The 19,622-nt window shown below is 50.6% G+C and carries 11 protein-coding genes; 5 read left to right on the plus strand and 6 right to left on the minus strand.

The window, feature by feature from the left end; genetic code table 11:
* Positions 1 to 22: 22 nt before the first annotated feature.
* Entirely contained in the window at positions 23 to 871 is an 849-nt protein-coding gene (locus tag SIL79_RS15050) for a D-hexose-6-phosphate mutarotase (protein ID WP_071475856.1), read from the minus strand.
* Between the two features lie 205 nt (positions 872 to 1,076).
* Between SIL79_RS15050 and SIL79_RS15055 the strand changes: the two genes are divergently transcribed.
* The 4 genes from SIL79_RS15055 (at position 1,077) to SIL79_RS15070 (ending at position 10,525) form a co-directional block, all read left to right on the plus strand.
* Positions 1,077 to 2,876 (plus strand): acyl-CoA dehydrogenase C-terminal domain-containing protein, encoded by a 1,800-nt coding sequence (locus SIL79_RS15055; RefSeq protein ID WP_039033382.1) that lies wholly within the window; start codon positions 1,077 to 1,079, stop codon positions 2,874 to 2,876.
* A 100-nt stretch (positions 2,877 to 2,976) separates the two neighbouring features.
* Positions 2,977 to 3,402 (plus strand): HIT family protein, encoded by a 426-nt coding sequence (locus SIL79_RS15060; protein ID WP_186299982.1) that lies wholly within the window; start codon positions 2,977 to 2,979, stop codon positions 3,400 to 3,402.
* A gap of 779 nt (positions 3,403 to 4,181) precedes the next feature.
* The gene (locus tag SIL79_RS15065) at positions 4,182 to 6,734 is read left to right on the plus strand and encodes a TonB-dependent receptor plug domain-containing protein (RefSeq protein WP_039033381.1); all 2,553 of its coding nucleotides are present in this window, start codon (positions 4,182 to 4,184) and stop codon (positions 6,732 to 6,734) included.
* 1,238 nt (positions 6,735 to 7,972) lie between these two features.
* Positions 7,973 to 10,525 (plus strand): TonB-dependent receptor plug domain-containing protein, encoded by a 2,553-nt coding sequence (locus SIL79_RS15070; RefSeq protein ID WP_319619435.1) that lies wholly within the window; start codon positions 7,973 to 7,975, stop codon positions 10,523 to 10,525.
* A gap of 168 nt (positions 10,526 to 10,693) precedes the next feature.
* On the opposite strand, the gene SIL79_RS15075 is transcribed toward SIL79_RS15070, so the two are convergent.
* Both SIL79_RS15075 and ggt read right to left on the minus strand, forming a co-directional pair.
* Positions 10,694 to 12,787, minus strand: a complete 2,094-nt coding sequence (locus tag SIL79_RS15075) for a putative Ig domain-containing protein (protein ID WP_319619436.1) — start codon at positions 12,785 to 12,787, stop codon at positions 10,694 to 10,696.
* A gap of 575 nt (positions 12,788 to 13,362) precedes the next feature.
* Positions 13,363 to 15,105 (minus strand): gamma-glutamyltransferase, encoded by a 1,743-nt coding sequence (gene ggt, locus SIL79_RS15080; protein WP_071475854.1) that lies wholly within the window; start codon positions 15,103 to 15,105, stop codon positions 13,363 to 13,365.
* 92 nt (positions 15,106 to 15,197) lie between these two features.
* Between ggt and SIL79_RS15085 the strand changes: the two genes are divergently transcribed.
* The gene (locus SIL79_RS15085; protein ID WP_319619437.1) at positions 15,198 to 16,379 is read left to right on the plus strand and encodes a GNAT family N-acetyltransferase; all 1,182 of its coding nucleotides are present in this window, start codon (positions 15,198 to 15,200) and stop codon (positions 16,377 to 16,379) included.
* Here the strand turns inward: SIL79_RS15085 and SIL79_RS15090 are convergent.
* The 3 genes from SIL79_RS15090 to SIL79_RS15100 form a co-directional block, all read right to left on the minus strand.
* Positions 16,376 to 16,990 carry a LysE family translocator gene (locus tag SIL79_RS15090; RefSeq protein WP_039033377.1) on the minus strand — a complete coding sequence of 205 codons (615 nt, stop codon included), beginning with the start codon at positions 16,988 to 16,990 and terminating at the stop codon, positions 16,376 to 16,378. The two genes, SIL79_RS15085 and SIL79_RS15090, sit on opposite strands and share 4 nt — an antisense overlap.
* A gap of 140 nt (positions 16,991 to 17,130) precedes the next feature.
* Positions 17,131 to 18,171, minus strand: coding sequence for a 4-hydroxyphenylpyruvate dioxygenase (gene hppD / locus SIL79_RS15095; protein WP_045282736.1), 1,041 nt, complete (start codon positions 18,169 to 18,171; stop codon positions 17,131 to 17,133).
* A gap of 71 nt (positions 18,172 to 18,242) precedes the next feature.
* Positions 18,243 to 19,403 (minus strand): homogentisate 1,2-dioxygenase, encoded by a 1,161-nt coding sequence (locus SIL79_RS15100; RefSeq protein WP_071475853.1) that lies wholly within the window; start codon positions 19,401 to 19,403, stop codon positions 18,243 to 18,245.
* Positions 19,404 to 19,622: the final 219 nt, after the last annotated feature.

Raw genomic sequence — 19,622 nt, forward strand, 5'->3', positions numbered from 1 at the left:
GGTGTTTCCCGGCCTTGGCCGCTCACTCCTGCCAGCGAATTTCTGTGGTCAGAGTGTGACTCTGTTTGGGGCCGAGCACCAGTTTATCTTCCAGCACATTGGCGGCTTCCAGGCAGACCATAGACAGGTAATCCTGCTCTTGGAAACGGGCCAGCCGCTTGGACTTGTCTATCCAGGGATTCCAAAGTACTGCCGAGTGGCTCTGCTCACGGCTGACAAGAATAGTGCCGTTGGGGGTATGCAGCTTTTGCAGCTCAGACAAGCCGGTGTAAACCCGGTCGGTTTCGCGCTCAAAGCGCACTTCGTCTTCGACTTGTGCATAGGGACCTTCACCAAACTCGATATACTGGCTGCCGGCAAAGCCGGTAGCGCGCAGTTGGTGGATATCGCCGATGGGGAAATAACTGTGCAATGCCTGGGTCAGCGTTACGTTTTGCTCGCTCAGGTTGCGGTTAATCAGGCTGACCCTGAGGCTGTCGCTGAGGACAAAGTCCAGCCGCACCTCGGTATCGTGGGGCCAGTAACGTCTGTCCTCGTCGCTAAGCTTAAGGACAAAGCTCAGCTCTACCCGTTCATTACTGATATGAGTTCGCTCAAGTTGCCACAACCGGGTGCGGGCAAAGCCATGCTGGGGCCAGCCCTCATTGGCATGCATGCCAAACCAGGGCCAGCAGACGGGAATACCGCCGCGAATACCACTGCCCGGTAGATAGTCATCGGCAGGAGAAACCCACAGCAGCGGCGCCTTGCCTTTGGGCACAAAGCTGTCTATCTGGGCACCCTGTAAAAAAATACGGCCGTAGCAGAGTGGGGTATCGATTTCGATATAGTCCAGACCATTGGGGTGTTTGCGGGTGTTGACGCTGGCCATGCAGGATTCCTTTAGCGGGCGAACAGGATAATGCCCCTAGCTTACAAAGTTTTACAGCCCGAGATAAGAGGCTGTTCAAGCGAATTTACGCAGAGCGCTGTTCTTGTATTAAAAAAAAGTGATATAAAACTGGTCAGAGGTGCTGAGTTTTTACTCAGAATTGGCTAAGGTGAGACATCAATCACAGGGAAAAGGAAATAAGCATATGGCAAGTTATCAGCCGCCGATGCGGGATTACCGCTTTATTCTTGAACAGTTACTGGATATTTATCAGCAGCCAAAGCTGCAGGGGTTCGATGAAATTGACCCTGAGTTGGTCAATGCCATTCTCGAAGGCATGGCCGATTTCAGCACTGGGGTGATGCTGCCGCTTAATAGTGTCGGCGATCTGCAGGGTTGTCGTCTGGAAGCCGATGGGGTGAAAACCGCCGAGGGCTTTATCGATGCCTACCGCCAGTATGTGGACAACGGCTGGCCGACGCTGACCTGTGATCCCGAGTTCGGTGGTCAGGGCTTGCCGGAAGTTGTGGGTATTTTTGCCACCGAAATGCAGACCTCCTCCAACATGGCCTTTGCCATGTATCCCGGGCTGACCCACGGTGCTTACAGTGCCATTTTTGCCCATGGCTCCGAGGCGCTCAAGGCCAAATATCTGCCCAAACTGGTGAGCGGCGAGTGGACCGGCACCATGAATCTGACCGAATCCCATGCCGGTACCGATCTGGCGCTGCTGCGTACTAAGGCCGAGCCCAGCACTGACGGTTGCTATCTTGTCAGCGGTGAGAAAATCTTTATCTCCAGTGGCGATCACGATCTGGCCGAAAACATAGTGCACCTGGTATTGGCCAGGTTGCCCGATGCACCGGCCGGGGTGAAGGGGATCAGTTTGTTCGCCGTGCCCAAGTATTGGGTCAAGGAAGATGGCAGCCTGGGCGAGGCTAACAATGTCAAGGCCAGCGGCCTCGAACACAAGATGGGTATTCACGGCAATTCCACTTGTGTGATGCTGTTCGACGGCGCCAAAGGCGAGTTGGTGGGCGAACCCCATCAAGGCCTCAGAGCCATGTTCACCATGATGAACCAGGCGCGCATGGGTGTTGGGGTTCAGGGGCTGGGCGTCTCTGAAATCGCTTACCAGAACGCGCTGGCCTACGCCAGAGAGCGGGTTCAGGGAAGGGCACTGTCCGGCACCAAGGCGCCGGAGCAAAATGCCGATCCTATTCTGGTGCACGGCGATGTGCGGCGGATGCTGCTGTCGCAAAAAGTCTTCAATGAGGGCGCCCGCGCTCTTATCGGCCAGCAGGCGCTGTGGCTCGATGAAGCTGAGCGCCATCAGGATGCCGAACAAAAGGCCAGAGCCAAGGCGTTGGCGGCGTTGTTTACTCCTGTGGTCAAGGGCTTTATCACAGATAGAGGCTTCAGCGCCTGTGTCGATGCCCAACAGGTGTTTGGCGGCCATGGCTATATCCATGAGTGGGGGATGGAGCAGTTTGTCCGTGATGCCCGTATCGCGATGATTTATGAAGGCACCAATGGCGTGCAAGCCCTGGATCTGGTGGGGCGCAAGCTGATGGGTGACAAGGGCGCGGCGCTTAAACTCTGGGCCGCAGAGGTGGAGGCCTTTATCGAAGGCGCCAAACCCAAGGCCGCTCAAGAGCCCCGGTTTGCCAAGGTGCTCGAAGGTTTGGGTCAGGCGGCAACGGATCTGCAGCGCGCTACCCAGAGCCTGATGGAGTTGGCGATGAAAAATCCCGACAACCTGGGCGCGGCCTCCATGCCTTATATGCAGCTGTTTGGCACAGCTGCGCTGGCGTGGATCTGGGCACGGATGGCCGAGCTGGCGCTCGACGGGCTGGCAGATGATGCCGACGGTTTCTATGCCGGCAAACTGGCCTCGGCGGCTTTCTTTATGGACTACTATGTCAGCAGCGCCAGTGGCTATCGGCGTCAAATTGCCGCGGCCAGTGAATCCATCATGGCCTTCGACGACAGTTACTTCGGCTAATTGCGGTAGCTTCAATACCAAAGGGTCGGTGCAACCGGCCCTTTTTTGTGGTACACCAATAGCTTCCAAGCCAATCGATTCGTCAGTATGGAGTGACAAGATGGATCTGAATTACGACAACAACAATATTTTCGCCCGCATTCTTCGCGGCGAGTTGCCCTGTATCAAACTCTATGAAGACGAGCATACTCTGTCTTTCATGGATATCATGCCGCAAACCAAGGGCCACTTATTGGTGTTGCCCAAGGAGTCGGCCGTGACCCTGTATCAGTTGTCCGATGAAGCGGCGGCGGCCTGCATGCGTACCGTCAAACTGATGGGCAAGGCGGTGGAAAAGGCCATGGGGATCCCGGGCTCCACTGTGTTCCAACACAACGGCAGCGCCGCCGGTCAGAGTGTGCCCCATGTACATTTCCATGTGTTGCCCGGCCCGCTCAAAGGCCTGATGGAGCACGCGGCCCATAAGGGGGATATGGATGAGCTGCACACTATAGCCGACAGAATTCGCGCTTGTATTGGATCTTGAGAGTTATTTTCTATGGGGCTGTTGACCCAATCAAAACTTGAAGAAAAGGAGAATAAAGAGTTCCAATAGTTCTTCTTGTTATTTGTTAGGCCGATATTCTCAGTGTTTATCTAAATAAAGCCTTGGCTCAAGTCAAGGCTTTATTTTGCGTTCTTTGCCTTGTCTAGCGTTATCATCTTCAATCCTTGCATTAATTTAACAAATCATCCTGGTTGTTAGCTTGATGGTGATTTTTTCTTGAAATGCATCCGTTTCTGGCAGCAGAAAAAACTATCTCCTTAGTTAATCATTTACTTTATTTTAGTACATATTGATAACAAATGTGTTGTTTGTATCGTTGTGGTGGCGCTTTAATTTGACTGAGTAGGCGAGTTTTATGCGTTGTTAGCCTTTGCCTGCAATTTAGGGGGAAGGAGATTGCCTAAAGAAATTTTTGGTGTCTCATTGTGATGTATCAGCATTGAAACAAATTGTTTTGTGATCTATATCACGTTTTAATGCTCCAGCCATGTTAATTAATGTGTTTTGAATTAACGAAAAATCAAAGTCTATTTTTAGGTTTTCCATCATAATTAGCTGCATATTTATTCGTTTATAAGTTTGCGGGCCACTATCCCTATAAAACAAAACATTAACGAAACATAAATAAAACATTTTGGTTTTTGCCAGATGAAAATCCTGTTATTGACGCTATTGAAACGAGGCGACAGTATCTTGGCAACGCTGCATTAATAAGTGCGGTGAAAATAAAAACAAACCAAGAAGTAAGGGAGTTTAAAATGACAAGAACCAATAAGCTGACCAGCTCAGTAAGATTGGCATTATTTGCTGCAGTATCAACGTCAGCTGCATCTGTCTCTCAGGTAGCTTTTGCTGCCGAAGAGGGAGCCAAGGTAGAACGTATTGAAGTCACCGGCTCACGTATCCAGCGTCAAGATATGGAAACCGCTTCACCAGTGACAGTGATCAGTGCCGACGCCATTCGAGCGGAAGGTTTCACTTCAGTGGATCAATTGCTGCAGGCACAAACCTCCATGGCCGGCGCTGCAGTGGGGTCCAGTACCAATAATGGAGCCGATGGTGTGGCTCAGGTCGATCTGCGGGGCATGGGCGCTGAGCGCACTCTGGTACTGCTCAATGGTCGCCGTATGGTCAATTCCGGCTCTGGTGCCGATAGCGCAGTGGATTTGAACTCTATCCCTGTGGCTATGATAGCTCGGGTAGAAATTCTTAAAGATGGCGCTTCTGCAGTATACGGCTCCGACGCCATCGCCGGTGTGGTTAACATTATCACCAAGAAAGACTTTGAAGGTTTTCAGTTGGATTTCAACGGCAGCGGAACCGATAAAGGCGACGGTGAGAGCGGTGAGCTGAGTTTGTTGTATGGCTTCAACACAGACAATGGTGGTAACTACACTTTTGGTGCGTCTTATTCTGACCGCCGTGGCGTAATTCAGGGGGATCGTGATTGGACCGAGCCAGGGGCCAGTTCCTTTATTCCTACCGGCTCTCTGAACGGAATGGTCAAAGACGCCAACGGTAACTGGGTCGAGCGCAGCACAGGTTATGATTATACTCAGGACAGTTGGTTCCAAACGCCTAGTGAGCGCTATAGCTTATTTGCCAACATGATCCAGGAGCTGGGTAATGAGTTGGTGCTGACAGGTGACATACTGTATACCAAGCGTAAGTCCGATCAGCAAATGGCGGCTCAACCAGCCGATATCATGCTGGGTGTCTGTGGCGAGGAAGGTATTGATGCTTCTCGCTGTCTCACGCTGGATCAATCCATGCTGGATGCCGGTATCAAGGCCGATAAGACCGGGCGTGTTAACTACCGTCGCCGTACCAATGACGTAGGACCTCGTATCTATAATCAAGACGTCGATACGCTGCGCGCCTCGATTGCCCTGCAGGGCACGCTGGATGTTCATACCGGCATGACTTGGGATCTGTCTTACACCTATGGCAAGAACAAGGCCGATACCTGGGTTGAAAACTCCATCAATGCCAAAAAGATGGAAAACTCAGTTTACAACAATCAAGGCGCCTGGCTCAGCGGTGCGCCATTGACCCAGGAGATCATCAACGATATCGGTTTCACCGAGCGTAACGATGGTGGTAACGAACAACATCTGGTTGCCGGGGTATTGAGTGGTGAGCTGTTTGATCTCGATGCTGGCCCGGTCAGCTTCGCTATCGGTGCCGAATACCGTTACGACAGCGGTTACTTTAATCCGGATCCTGTGATTGTCGCCGGTGAGGGTACCGCGGCCCAGCAAGACCCAACTGATGGTAACTACGACGTTATCTCTATCTATCAGGAGGTTAGCGTACCTTTTAGCGAAAAACTGACAGGTGAATTTGCGCTACGTTTCGATGATTACTCTACTTTCGGTAAGGCATCGACCTGGAAGATAGGCCTGACCTATGAAGCGACTGATGACTTAATGTTACGCGCCGTGGCAGCCACCGGATTCCGAGCGCCAAACGTCAGTGAACTCTATGGTGGTAACACAGGATCGTACGACTATTTGACCGATCCATGGGGTAACGAGCAAGATCCACAGATTTTGGTGAACTATACCTCGGACGAAAACTTGGAACCTGAAGAGTCTGAGTCTTACACTGCCGGTCTGGTTTACTCACCGCACTTTATTGACGGTATGTCTTTGACTCTGGACTACTGGCGTTTTCGGGTAACCAATGCCATTACCCGTCTGGATGCTCAGAAAGGGCTGAAAGATTGTTACGCCGGCAATCAGCTTGCCTGTGATACCTTCAAGATTACTTCTGACGGCGATCTATCTGACTTTACCAATCCGCTGACCAACGTAGGTAGCCAGAATACCAGTGGTATCGATTTCAACCTGGCTTACAGCTTCGAAGGCCTGGGACTGGACTGGAAGATTAACAACGACCTGACCTACCTTTTGGAGTTTGAGCAGGATGGCGTTTCCTATGATGGTACCATTGACGGTAACTTTGGCGCCTATGCAGAAGTTCGCAATAACTTCAGTATTCAAGCCAGTCGTGGCGACTGGAGCCTGATGTACTACAACCGTTATATCGGTAAGATGGATGATATTTATACTGACTATGATCAGAATGATAATCCATTTACAGCGGTTGCCAAGGCTGATGCCGTTATGTATCACAACATTGTCGGCACCTATCACTTCACTGATGGTTTGACAGCCTCGCTGGGTGTTAAGAACTTAACTGATGAAGAGCCGTCATTTGTATCCAACGGCAGTGATGCCGGAACTGTCCCTGAGGTTTATGACACCATAGGTCGTCAAATCTACGGTGGTGTGACTTACAAGTTCTAAGTCATCTCATAAAATGCCAAAGCGCCTTCGGGCGCTTTTTGGGTTTAATCTACAGTAGTGGCAAATACCGCTTTGACATTAAAAAAGTTGTTGCAATCTCGATAATCATAGTCTCGTTCACAGCAATCGTTTGATTTTGGTATTCATCCCTTGCCATAGTTATTGCGTCACCTATGGGGCGCTGAATGCATATTTCAAGCAGGTAAATTTTGAGTGGTTGGCAAGCTGTAATGAGTGCTTGGATGCTATTTCCCTTGGGCTAACTTACTCAAGTTTTCAGCGAATCATATGCAGAGTTACAGTCCGGTCTTGTCTGTTATGCTTCTTGCAAACGCGCAGGGCTATTTATTGTGAACCACGTCTTGCATCCACCTGTAAGCCCGCGAAGAGCACCAATGGGCCTTTTCGTATCTTCTTCACTGATGTTTGGGTTCAATCCAACTTTTTCATCAGATAAGAGAGGGCTTATTAATCGCCCCTTCTCCACATTATGAGCAAGCTCCTACGGCCTTGATTGAGCCGCTTAAGGGCGGTTTGTGCTCTTTTAATGGCGTTGCTGGCTCTAATTCTAGCTCGCAAATGAAATGATATAGCTCTTGGCTCCCTTCATTTTTGGACAATACCCCCGTTCCTTAAAATCAAAGATCTTATTTATATGCATAGCAGCCTGAGTGGCTTTATTACAGACACATTTACTCTGGTATACAGGCTTGAAGTGCTCTCTCTAAAAGAACAACCTCCGCAGCATAAAAAACTATTGAATAAAAACATATACAAGATGGTGTTAAACAGATTTGTAACATAACCATACTGCATACCGTTTGTAATATGACCTGGTTAACAGAGATGTCCATGCAAATATACCTAAAAGAGCTGGTAGTCAAACACGTCAATGAAGGGTTTTTCTTTGTGATATTGATAGCATATTCGGTATAAGCGTGCTGCAGATCGCACTTTTGATTAATGTAATTGTTGCGCAATTTGGGCTCTTTTAACAAAAAATTAAAGTTATTTTTTGACAAATTCAGCTATTTAAGTTTGCGGTTATATACTAATTCCAGGATAACTGAAGCTCATTAAAAAATAAACAATATAATTTCAATTTGTTAACAATGCGGCCTTTGTCAGATTAAAACTCTGTTATTGACGATTTTGCGACCAGGCGACAGTATCTTTGCTCGCCGCACCTAAAGAGGTCGGCGAACATAAAAACAATTCAGGAAGTAAGGGAGTTTATTATGACAAGAACCAATAAGCTGGCCAGTGCGGTTAAATTGGCGCTGTTTGCTGCTGTGTCAACGGCAACAGTATCTGTCTCTCAGGAAGCTTATGCTGCAGAGGAGGGCGACAAGGTTGAGCGTATCGAAGTCACAGGCTCACGTATTCAGCGCCAAGATATGGAAACCGCTTCTCCTGTAACAGTGATTAATGCCGATACTATTCGGGCAGAAGGTTTTACTTCGGTCGATCAATTATTGCAGGCACAAACCTCCATGGCTGGTGCGGCTATTGGCTCAACCACCAATAATGGTGCCGCTGGTGTAGCTCAGGTCGATTTGCGAGGTATGGGCGCTAAGCGCACCTTGGTACTGCTTAATGGCCGCCGTATGGTCAATTCCGGCTCCGGTGCCGATAGCGCAGTGGATTTGAACTCTATCCCTGTGGCTATGATTGCCCGGGTGGAAATTCTTAAAGACGGGGCTTCTGCGGTATACGGTTCTGACGCCATTGCCGGTGTGGTTAACATCATCACTAAAAAGGATTTTGAAGGTTTACAGTTGGATTTCAACGGCAGCGGAACCGACAAGGGGGACGGTGAAACCGGGGAGTTGAGCCTGTTGTATGGTTTCAACACAGATAATGGCGGCAACTACACTTTTGGCGCGGCGTACTCTGACCGTCGTGGCGTCATCCAGGCTGACCGTGATTGGACAAAGCCTGGTGCCAGTTCTTTCATCCCAACCGGTTCTCTGGCCGGTATGGTCAAAGACGCCAACGGTAACTGGGTTAAGCGCAGTACTGGTTATGATTTCACCAAAGACAGTTGGTTTCAAACGCCAAGCAAGCGCTATAGCCTGTTTGGCAACATGATCCAGGAGTTGGGCAATGAACTGGTATTGTCAGGTGACATACTGTACACCAAGCGTAAGTCCGATCAGCAAATGGCGCCGCAGCCTGCTGATATCATGTTAGGAGTTTGTGGTCAGGCAAGAGTGAATCCTAACCGTTGTATTACCTTGGATCAGTCTATGTTGGCTGCAGGTATAAAGGCGGACAAGACCGGGCGAGTCAATTATCGCCGTCGTACCAATGATGTTGGGCCGCGTATTTATAATCAGGATGTCGATATTCTGCGTGCTTCTCTTGCTCTGCAAGGCACGTTGGATGTCAATACAGGTATGACTTGGGATTTGTCTTATACCTATGGCAAGAACAAGGCCGATACCTGGGTTGAAAACTCTATCAATGCTGAAAAGATGACAAACTCGGTTTACAACAATCAAGGCGCCTGGCTCAGCGGCGCACCATTGACCCAGGAGATCATCAATGACATAGGCTTTACCGAACGTAACTATGGTGGTAATGAACAACATGTGGTCGCCGGGGTATTGAATGGTGAGTTGTTTGACCTGGCTGCCGGTCCTGTCAGTTTTGCTATCGGAACCGAATATCGCTATGACAGCGGATACTTTACTCCGGATCCTGTGATTGTCGCCGGTAAAGGAACTGCTGCTCAGCAAGATCCAACCGACGGTAACTATAATGTTATCTCAATCTATCAGGAGATTAGTGTACCTTTCAGCGACAAGCTGACCGGTGAATTTGCCCTGCGTTTCGATGATTACTCTACTTTCGGTAAGGCGTCCACCTGGAAGCTAGGGCTGACCTATGAAGCGACCGATGAACTTATGCTGCGCGCCGTGGCTGCTACCGGTTTTCGGGCACCAAATGTCAGCGAACTCTATGGCGGTAACACAGGATCTTACGACTATTTGGAAGATCCATGGAAGAATGCCCAGGATCCACAAATTTTGGTCAACTATACCTCAGATCTGAATTTGAAGCCTGAGGAGTCAGAGTCTTATTCTGCTGGTTTGGTTTATTCACCAGGTTTTATTGACGGTATGTCTCTGACCTTGGATTACTGGCGTTTTCGGGTAACCAATGCCATTACTCGCTTGGATGCTCAGAAAGGGTTGAAAGATTGTCATGCCGGTAAACAGGCTGCTTGCGACACTTTCAAAATCACTCCATCCGGTGACTTATCCAAGTTCACCAACCCGTTGACCAACGTGGGAAGCCAGAATACCAGTGGTATCGACTTCAACCTGGCTTACAGTTTTGAAGGCTTGGGGTTGGACTGGAAGATCAATAATGACCTGACTTATCTGCTGAAATTTGAGCAGAATGGTGTGGCCTATGACGGTACTATTGACGGTAACTTTGGCGCCTATGCAAAGGTTCGCAATAACCTCAGCATCCAGGCAACTCGTGGTGACTGGAGCCTGATGTATTACAACCGTTATATAGATAAGATGGACGATATCCATACCAAGTACGATAAGAATAAAAAACCTTACACTGCAGTTGCCAAAGCGGATGCTGTTTTGTATCACAACATTGTCGGTACCTATCATTTCACCGATGCCTTGACAGCTTCTCTGGGGGTGAAAAACCTGACAGATGAAGAACCTTCATTTGTATCCAATGGCAGTGATGGCGGAACTGTTCCTGAGGTTTATGACACCATAGGTCGTCAAATCTACGGTGGTGTAACTTATAAGTTCTAAGTCATCTCATAAAATGAAAAAGCGCCCGAGGGCGGGCGCTTTTGGCGTTTATTGTACGCCGTGGAAAACATAGTTTCGAACCACTAAAGATCAGCATCTTGCCAACCGGCTAGGTTGAATTCGCCGTATCAGTGTTTTATTCAGTCAAACCACTGACTTTGAGTTGCCTTAATCGTTATTGCCTGTCCCTGTCCATTGGATGTTGGCTTTAATCTCTTCCACCAAGCCGGCATCCTCTTCGGTAACATGACCTATAACACTGTAAATTTTGCCGACAACAGGCTGCTCGATATCGAATTGCGCCTGGCAGTATTCGATACCATTTTCTTCAGCGGGGAACAGATAGGCTGGAATGCGATATTCCATACCTTCGTAGCTGAGGTTGAGATCGTAAAACTCCCTCACCTCATCACAACTGAAGTCGGTGTTGGGTACATCGAAGTAGAGCCCCACCTTGGCGCCGCCATTATCCGCCGCTGTCATCTGCATGGTCAGGTGACCGAGCTGATAGATCGCTTCTGTGGCCGCTGGCAGCTCTGCTGTAAACATGCGACCTTGGGCATTATCATCAGATTCGATATCCAGACGTTTTTCAACATCATCGGCTTTGCTGAACAGGGTATAGCGACTGTCCCACATTTGGGCGACCTTGGCCCCTTTACCCACACCTGCAATGGCGTCGTTCAGCTTGATGGTTTCCTGACGTTCAACACCTTCATCATCGCCGTACTCCAGCACCATTTGGCCTAGTTCATTGATGGTATAAGTGGAGACTTCCACGGTTGCAATAGCGGAGCATTCGCTGAGGTTGTTTTGAGTGCGGACATTACGCAGCACAGAGCCGTTTTTGAACTCCAGAGTATCACACCACACTTGCATCACACCGTCGTCGTGTTCGTCTGCAGAACCCCATTCTGTGATGAACCAGGTGTTGCCTTCCAGCGGATGTTTGGGCTCTGGTTCGACACCGTTACCGGCAACCTTGACTTTAAGATCGGCTCTCACAGCTGCATGTTTGCCGTCATTGACTGTCACAGTGACAACAAAGTCGCCGGCAACCAGAGGCTTGCCGGACAAACGCAATGAGTCACCTTGCTCAATTTTCAGGTCGATACCTTGCATATCCGTCATGGCGCTGAAGGTCAGTTGATCTTTATCCTGATCGCCAAATAGCTCATCCAGGTCAATCACCTGATCGATTTGATTGCCTACTGTCAGCGCCATGCGTGCCAGTTCAGCTTCCAGTTTGGCTTTTTCAGCCGGGTTGATGACAGGAGCATGGTTGATACTGCTGACTTCAATCTCAATTTCCAGCGGGTATGAGCGGGTGCCCTTGCTGTCGGTGGCGTAAGCGTGCAGCTCAATTTCACCGGCTACCTTAGGTGTGCCGCTGAGAACGCCTGTTTTGGCGTCGAATGCCAGGCCCAGTGTTTGCAGTGCAATGTTGCCATCTTCCTCCATCAGGCTCAGAGTGAAGCTGTCGTTGTCCTTGTCGGCAAAAGCGGCTGACAAATCTACGGCAGTCATCGGCTGACCCAGTTCCACTTCAATTTGGGTCAGCTTGTCCAGTTCAGCCTGGCTCAAGACAATATGAGGTCTGTGGTTGGACTCTACACCGCCTTCTGGAGTGATCACCGGCTCGTAGTCGTCGAGTTTGTCACCGGTTTGCACCTTGGCAGCCACATCTTCAACCAAACTTTGCAGATGCGCTTCAGCCAGGCCCTGATGGCTAACCAGAGTCTCGCCGACAATGTTCAGCGCTTGAGCGACTTTGTTGGCGTTGCTCTTGGCCAGATAGTCACCAAACAGCAGCTCTGGTTCGGCTTTAAGTTCAGCAAATTGAGCCGACACGGCTTTTTCGGCATCCGCCTTGGATACACCTTGGTTGGCGTCCATATGCTTGACAACCAAGTCTGTCAGCGGGCTGATCACCTGGCTGTTGGCCTCTTTGCTTGCCGGGGCTTTGAGCTCAAAGGCTTTTTTCACCAAGCCGCGACTTTCATCCATGGTTTTGTCGGCAATGGCTTTAACACACAGTGTTTGTCCCTGATATTGGCCATCGATCCGGGCAATACCGCCTTTGCCGGTTGTCGCCACTTTGGTTTGGCAGTTTTCGCCGACATAAACGTCGGCATTCACCAGATAACCATCAATGGCTGTGACCGAAAATGATTTGGTTGTGGGGGTGTCATTGTTGTCGTTGCCGCCGCAACCGGCCAGAGCCAGTGCTATTGACGCTGCAAGCAAAGTCGTCTTCTTCATTCTTTATCCTAAAATAATTTGAGCGCCTTGATGACGCCCATCCACCTTTTTAGATACAAAAGTTCCATTTAAAGGGGGACGGATGATAACTTTGATAAGGAAAAGATAAATTGATTGGATTCACATAAAATAATGATTAAAAACAGTGTGGTAGATTGAATTTTAAGCTGTGATTTAATTTTGAACACATATTGGCGTCGCAATCGCCAAAAGTGCCGCTATCTGAGTTTTTACTTGTCAGAAGCAAGGAGTTGTGCCGCCTGAATGGATTGATAAATGCTTATAAATAAGAGGGTTATTGACAGCCTGTTAATTGCGTATCGGGTAGCGGAAATGAAAGCTCAGGATTGAATTAGCCCTGATTTGGCCCAAGCCAATGTACTGAGGTTAAGTCGCCGGTTTGTTAAAAGTTAACCTTGGTTCAGTTTAAAAAACAGCTCCGCAAGAGTGGCATCTGCGGAGCTGTTTTCAATGTAGATGAGAGTTAAGCCAAATTTAATGCTTGTCGCTCACTACTTTGTTTCAAAAACCTGTCTAAGGAGTTCTTTCAGTAGCTTAGGTTTTGGTAACTGGGCTCAGTAGCCTGCCGCTTCGCTGCCGGCACGGCGTGGATCCGATGCACCAAATTTACCTTCTTCGGTCACCATAATGCTCTGGGTGCTGCCCATGGAACTTTTGACCTTGACCTGGTGGCCCATGGCTTCCAGCAGCGCTATGGTGTCACCATTGAGGCTGCGCTCAACCCGAATTTCATCCGGCAACCACTGGTGATGCATCCGCGGCGCAAAGCTGGCTTCGGCGATATTCAGGTCGTGGTCAATCACATTCATGATGATCTGCAGCACTGTGGTAATGATCCTGGCGCCCCCCGGGCTGCCGGTAACCAGAAACGGCTGACCGTCTTTCATTATCATGGTCGGGCTCATGGAGCTCAGTGGCCGCTTGTTGCCCTGTACCGAGTTGGCTTCACCGCCCACCAGACCATACCCGTTGGGGGTGCCGGGTTTGGCTGAGAAATCATCCATCTCATTGTTCAGCAAAATCCCTGTGCCATCGGCCACCAGCCCAGAACCATAACTGAAGTTGAGGGTATAGGTGTTGGATACTGCATTGCCCCATTTGTCCACGACCGAGTAGTGAGTTGTCTGGTCACTTTCATAGGGTGCCAGCTTGCCGGGTTTGACCTGGCTTGAAGGGGTGGCGTGCTTGCTGTCGATGCTCTTGGCTAATGTCTTGGCATAATCCGGGCTCAACAGGGCTTTGACCGGCACAGGATAGAAATCCGGATCGCCGAGATACTCGCTGCGATCGGCATAGGCCCGTCTCATGGCCTCGGCCATAAGATGCAAAGTGGCGGCGGTGTTATGGCCCAGATCATGGATGGGGTACTGCTCGAGAATGTTGAGGATCTCTATGATATGAATACCACCCGATGATGGCGGCGGCATGGAAACCACCTCATAGCCTCGATAGTGTCCGCGCACCGGCTGGCGCTCTATGGCCTGATAGTTGTTGAGATCCTCAAGGGTCATGATGCCGCCGGCGGCCTGAATGGCTCTCACCAGTTTCTCGGCGGTTTCCCCTTGGTAAAAGCCTTTGCTGCCCTGTTTGGCAATCAGCTCCAGTGAGTGAGCCAACTCAGGCTGCTTGATGATGTCGCCCGGTACAAAGCTGCTGCCATCTGCCTTGTAGAAGATAGCGGCAGAGCTTGGCCATTGGGAAATGCGGCGCTTAACCCCATTGAGGGAGTTGGCCAGATCTGAAGTAACGCTGATCCCATCCCGCGCCAGTTTGATCGCCGGGGCTATCACTTGCTCCCGTTTCATGGTGCCATACTTGGACAGGGCCAGCTCCATGCCCATCACAGTGCCGGGAACGCCTACCGCCAGGCCGTGCTCGCGGCTGAGTTTATTGACCGCATTACCCTTGTCATCAAGGAAGATATCCCTGTGGGCCTTGGAAGGAGCCATCTCCCGATAGTCTATGGCTATGGTCTTGTTTTCCTTCGCCAGGTGTACCAGCATGAAACCGCCGCCACCTATATTGCCGGCCCGGGGCAAAGTCACTGCCAGGGCATAACCCACTGCCACTGCTGCATCTACTGCGTTGCCGCCTTGCTTGAGAATATCCACCCCGATACGGGAAGCCAGTGCCTCTTGGCTGGAAACCATGCCATGCTTGGCCCAAACGGGCTGGGCTGTGGCCATTTCACTGTAAATCGAGGATTCGTTGGCGGTAACTTGTGGGCTGTAACTCAGGGTGGAGGCTGCAGGCAGAGCCAGAGCGACGGCGAAGATCAGCGGTTTTATCAGACGCACTATATTTCCTTATACTGCTTTTGCTTAAGTTGCTATGCAATGTGCCGCCAATTATCCTTGATTGCAAGTTTGCCTCGGCATATGGAATAAATTTGGACAATAAGCACTGGCAGTGGCGTTTTGCCGCCGGCATTGATGAGATCCCCGCCGCCGAGTGGGATCTGTGTCTGGCTGAAGATGGCCAAACAGAGCCGGACAACCCCTTTTGCCGGCATGCTTTTTTGAAGGCGCTGGAGCAAAGTGGCAGTGTTTGCGCCGCAGCCGGCTGGCAACCCATGCATTTACAGCTGTTTTGCAACGACAGGCGTTTGGCTGTGATGCCTCTCTATCTCAAGGATCACTCCTGGGGCGAATATGTGTTCGACTGGGCCTGGGCCGATGCCTATCAGCGCCACGGTGAAGCCTATTATCCCAAGTTGGTCTGCGCCATTCCCTTTACGCCTGTCACCGGCCCAAGACTCGGGATAGCGCCCGAGGCCAGGGCGGCGGCCGCTGATATCCAGCAGGCGCTGGGGAAACTATTTTGGCAACTGCTCGAAAGCTATTCCTCCTGGCATTGGCTGTTTGTCAGCAAGGGGCAGCTCGAGTCATTGCGGCAATTGCCCCAGACCTTGTTGCGGGAAGGCACGCAATTTCATTGGTTTAACCGGGGTTACAGCCAGTTTGATGATTTTTTGGCGCGGCTCAACTCGAAACGGCGCAAGAATATTCTCAAAGAGCGCCGCGCCTTGGCTGACTTGCAGTTTGTCTGGCTCAGGGGCGATGAACTGCAAGATTGGCACTGGCAGCTTTTCTATCGCTGCTATCGGCAAACTTACCTGAAACGCTCCGGCCACCGGGGATATCTTCAGCCCGACTTTTTCAAGCTACTCGGTAAGTTGATGGCGGCCGAGGTGCGTTTGCTCCTGGTGCACCGAATGGGCGAAGCGCCGCAACAGGCGCTGGCATGCGCGCTTTATCTGCAGGGGAAAGATACGCTTTATGGCCGCTATTGGGGCGCACTTGAGGAGATCCCGGCGCTGCATTTCGAGGCCTGTTACTGGCAGGGGATTGACTATTGCATCAAGAACGGCCTCAGTTGCTTCAACGCCGGTGCCCAGGGGGAGCACAAGCTGATTCGCGGTTTTGAGTGTGTCACCACCTATTCGCTGCACGGCATAGCGCATCCAGGCTTTCGGGAGGCGATAGCCGATTTCTGTCAAACAGAGGCCGGCAACAACCGCTTGTATCAAGCGCAGTTGCAGCAGGCCTTACCTTACAAAAAGGGCGATTAACCCAGCGCCAGCCAGACACCGACCCCCAGCATCAGGCTACCGGCTATCCGGTTGAGCAGGCGGACATTGTTGCCACGGCTCAAAAACAGCCTCAGGCTCTTGCCGCCGTTGGCATAGGCCAGCATGCAGATGAGTTCGGTACACATGATAATGCCGATGAGTGCCGTCAGTTGCGGTGCCATAGGTTGCTGCAGATTGATAAAGGGAGGCAGCAAGGAAATCATAAAGGCCCAGCCCTTGGGATTGGCAATGGCGGTGACAAAACCTTGGGAGATCAACGCTGTGCGCTTAATGCTTCGTGGTTGGTCGAGATTGGCCATCTTGCCCTTGGCCCGCCACATATTGATGCCGAGCCAGATAAGATAGGCTCCGCCAAGATATTTGAGCCCCTGGAAGATCATCGGATGTTTCAACATAATCGTGGCCACCCCCAGCACGGCCGCCAAAGCCACCAGGGCGACCCCCACGACTTCACCCAGCATCATCCACAGAGTGCGGCGCACCCCAATGCTCATCCCCAGTGTCATGGCCAGGGTCATGCACATTCCCGGGGTGACGGAAACAAAGAAAAAGGTTGGAATAAAAGCGGCGAGCAGGGCGTAGTCTTGCATTTTGGGTACAGCTATCTCTCAAAAAGGGAGATCAGTCTAATGAAATCCTACCGGGTGACAAAGTAAAAAATTGCAGTGCTCAATATACTAACAAGAGACCGATCATCAGCTCGGTCTCAAACGGGGGATTTCGTTATCGGTTACAGCACGCCACGCTTCATTTGATCGCGCTCGATGGATTCGAACAACGCCTTGAAGTTACCCTCGCCAAAGCCGAGGTTGTTCTTGCGTTGAATAATTTCGATAAAGATCGGGCCGAACAGGTTTTTGGTGAAGATCTGCAGCAGATAGCCACTGTCATCCCCGTCCACCAGAATTTGATGATGCTTTATCTTGTCGCGGTTTTCCGTCACCTGCGGCACCTTGTCGAAGATGGTGTCGTAGTATTCAGGGATGATGTCCAGGGTCTCGATTGAGGTTCCTTCCATGGCATCGAGCGAGGCGACGATATCCCGGGTGCGGAATGCCAGATGTTGCACGCCCGGGCCGTTATATTCGCGCAGGTACTCATCAATCTGGTTTTTGTCGTCACCCTTGCCCTCATTGATGGGGATACAGAAGCTGCCATCGGGAGAGCGCAAGGCGTAGGAGACCAAGGCGGTTTGTACGCCGCTGATATCAAAGTAACGCACTTCGGTGAATCCGAAGATATCCTTATAGAAATCAGACCATTGTTCCATAGTACCCTTGTGGACATTGTTGGTCAGGTGATCCACTTCCATAAAGCCTTTTTCAGGGACTATCACAGGGGCAGGTAGGTCGACAAAGTCTGTCTTGTAGATGTTGTCCTGCTCGCCGAAACGGTCGATGAAGTAAATCAGGCTGTCGCCTATACCATAGATTGCCGGGTAAGGCAGGTCAGTGTGGGCCTGATCCGCCGGGCGGGCGCCGCGGGATACCGCCAGTTGCAGGGCATAGTTGGCATCTTCTACCCGCCAACCCATGGAGCAGATGGCCGGACCATGGTGCTTGGCAAATTCGGCGCTGAAGCCTTGACGCTCCTTGTTGAGCAGAAAGTTAATGTCGTTCTGCTTGTAGTAGAAAATCTCCCTGTCCTTGGCTTTTTTCAGCATGGAGAAACCAAAGTCGATAAAGACCTGGTGCATGAAATCACTGTCCGGGGTTGCAAACTCGGTGAATTCGATACCGAGCAAACCCAGTGGATTCTTTTCGCTTGCCATTTCTATGTCCTCTTCAATGATGTTGCTTGCGGCCATTCTCTGATGGCCTTGCTGGATATTCGGGTCCGGGCTCAGCGTTCGAGCCAGGAGCGGTTGTAATCTGTACTCATGCAGCTCTGCACATGGGTGGTTAATTGCAGCGGGGCAAAGGTGTCCACCATAACGGCGTATTCATAAGTGTCTTTCTTGCCGATGGAGGCTTCGGTGCGCCCGGGCTGCGGCCCATGAGGCACGCCTTTTTGATGCAGTGTCAGGTAACCGGCTTCTATGCCGGTGCGGCTCATAAAGTCGCCATCCACATAGTAGAGCACCTCGTCACTGTCGATATTGTTGTGGTAGTAAGGTGCCGGGATAGCCTTGGGATGGAAGTCGTAAGGTCTGGGAACAAAGTTGCAGATAACAAAGTTGTGGGCGGTAAACACCAGATGATCCGAGGGGGGCAGGTGAATCTTGCCTACCTTGGGCGCGTACTCTGTGATATTGAAGGCCCAGGGGTAGACAAAACCGTCCCAACCCACCAGATCAAAAGGATGCCATTCCAGCTGAGTCAGCTGATACTTGTCGCCAAACTTGCTGACCAGTGGGAATTCCCCTTGCTCGACCCTGGCCTCTGTCAGTTCGGGTACCCGGATATCCCGCTCGCAATAGGGGGCTGACTCCAGCAACTGGCCATAGTCATTGCGAAAGTGTTTGGGGATCTCCACCATGGAGAAGGACTCGATCACCAACAGGCGCACATTAGTGTAGTCCTTGAATTTCAACTGATAGGTGGTGCCGCGGGGGATCACCAGATAGTCCCACTTTTGCACCTTGAGCTTGCCGTATTCACTTAAGAGTTCGCCTTCACCCTCGTGGACAAATACCACCTCGTCGGCGTAGGCATTGCGGTAAAACAGCTCGGTATCCTCGGTGACTCTGGCGGTATAAATCGCCAGATCCTGATTGAAGAAAATCTTGTTGCGGGCACAGAAGAAGTGCCCCTGCCTGTCGGCCTGTTTGCTGTCCAGCTTATAGTTCTGTACCAGGGAGTCCTGCCACACTTCACCATGACTGAGCTTAAAAGGCTCAACAGTTAACGCCTTCGTAGGCATATTGTGGTGGTACTTGTTGGAATAGATATTGGAAAAGCCATGGGTTGAAAACAGCTCTTCACGGTAGAGTTCACCGGATGGCTTCTCAAATGCGATGTGGCGCTTGTTGGGAACCTGCCCCTGTTTTACATAAAATGGCATTTGACTCTTCCTTGGTGGCGCTTGCTGTTAACCTTCTTTGGGAACCTTCGGCGGCCACTGTTGTTATTCTTGTTCTCTTTGCGCTCTTGTCTGTCGGAATTACCGGTCGCTGGCAGCGCAAATGAGCCGTTTTTGTGATCTATCTTTCAATTTAGTTGCGTGCTTGTACAAAAAAAAGAATAATTATTCGGCATACTCAATCTAAAAATTTGATTGTCT

It is taken from the genome of Shewanella indica (genome assembly GCF_033842865.1).
GTDB classification, from domain to species: Bacteria; Pseudomonadota; Gammaproteobacteria; order Enterobacterales; family Shewanellaceae; genus Shewanella; species Shewanella indica.

What these genes read in the sequence shown, in the direction of transcription:
- SIL79_RS15060 (WP_186299982.1), top strand. Translation starts at nt 2,977, where the DNA reads ATGGATCTGAATTACGACAACAACAATATTTTCGCCCGCATTCTTCGC.
- SIL79_RS15070 (WP_319619435.1), top strand. Translation starts at nt 7,973, where the DNA reads ATGACAAGAACCAATAAGCTGGCCAGTGCGGTTAAATTGGCGCTGTTT.
- SIL79_RS15090 (WP_039033377.1), bottom strand. Translation starts at nt 16,990, where the DNA reads ATGCAAGACTACGCCCTGCTCGCCGCTTTTATTCCAACCTTTTTCTTT.
- SIL79_RS15050 (WP_071475856.1), bottom strand. Translation starts at nt 871, where the DNA reads ATGGCCAGCGTCAACACCCGCAAACACCCCAATGGTCTGGACTATATC.
- SIL79_RS15100 (WP_071475853.1), bottom strand. Translation starts at nt 19,403, where the DNA reads ATGCCATTTTATGTAAAACAGGGGCAGGTTCCCAACAAGCGCCACATC.
- SIL79_RS15065 (WP_039033381.1), top strand. Translation starts at nt 4,182, where the DNA reads ATGACAAGAACCAATAAGCTGACCAGCTCAGTAAGATTGGCATTATTT.
- SIL79_RS15075 (WP_319619436.1), bottom strand. Translation starts at nt 12,787, where the DNA reads ATGAAGAAGACGACTTTGCTTGCAGCGTCAATAGCACTGGCTCTGGCC.
- hppD (WP_045282736.1), bottom strand. Translation starts at nt 18,171, where the DNA reads ATGGCAAGCGAAAAGAATCCACTGGGTTTGCTCGGTATCGAATTCACC.
- SIL79_RS15055 (WP_039033382.1), top strand. Translation starts at nt 1,077, where the DNA reads ATGGCAAGTTATCAGCCGCCGATGCGGGATTACCGCTTTATTCTTGAA.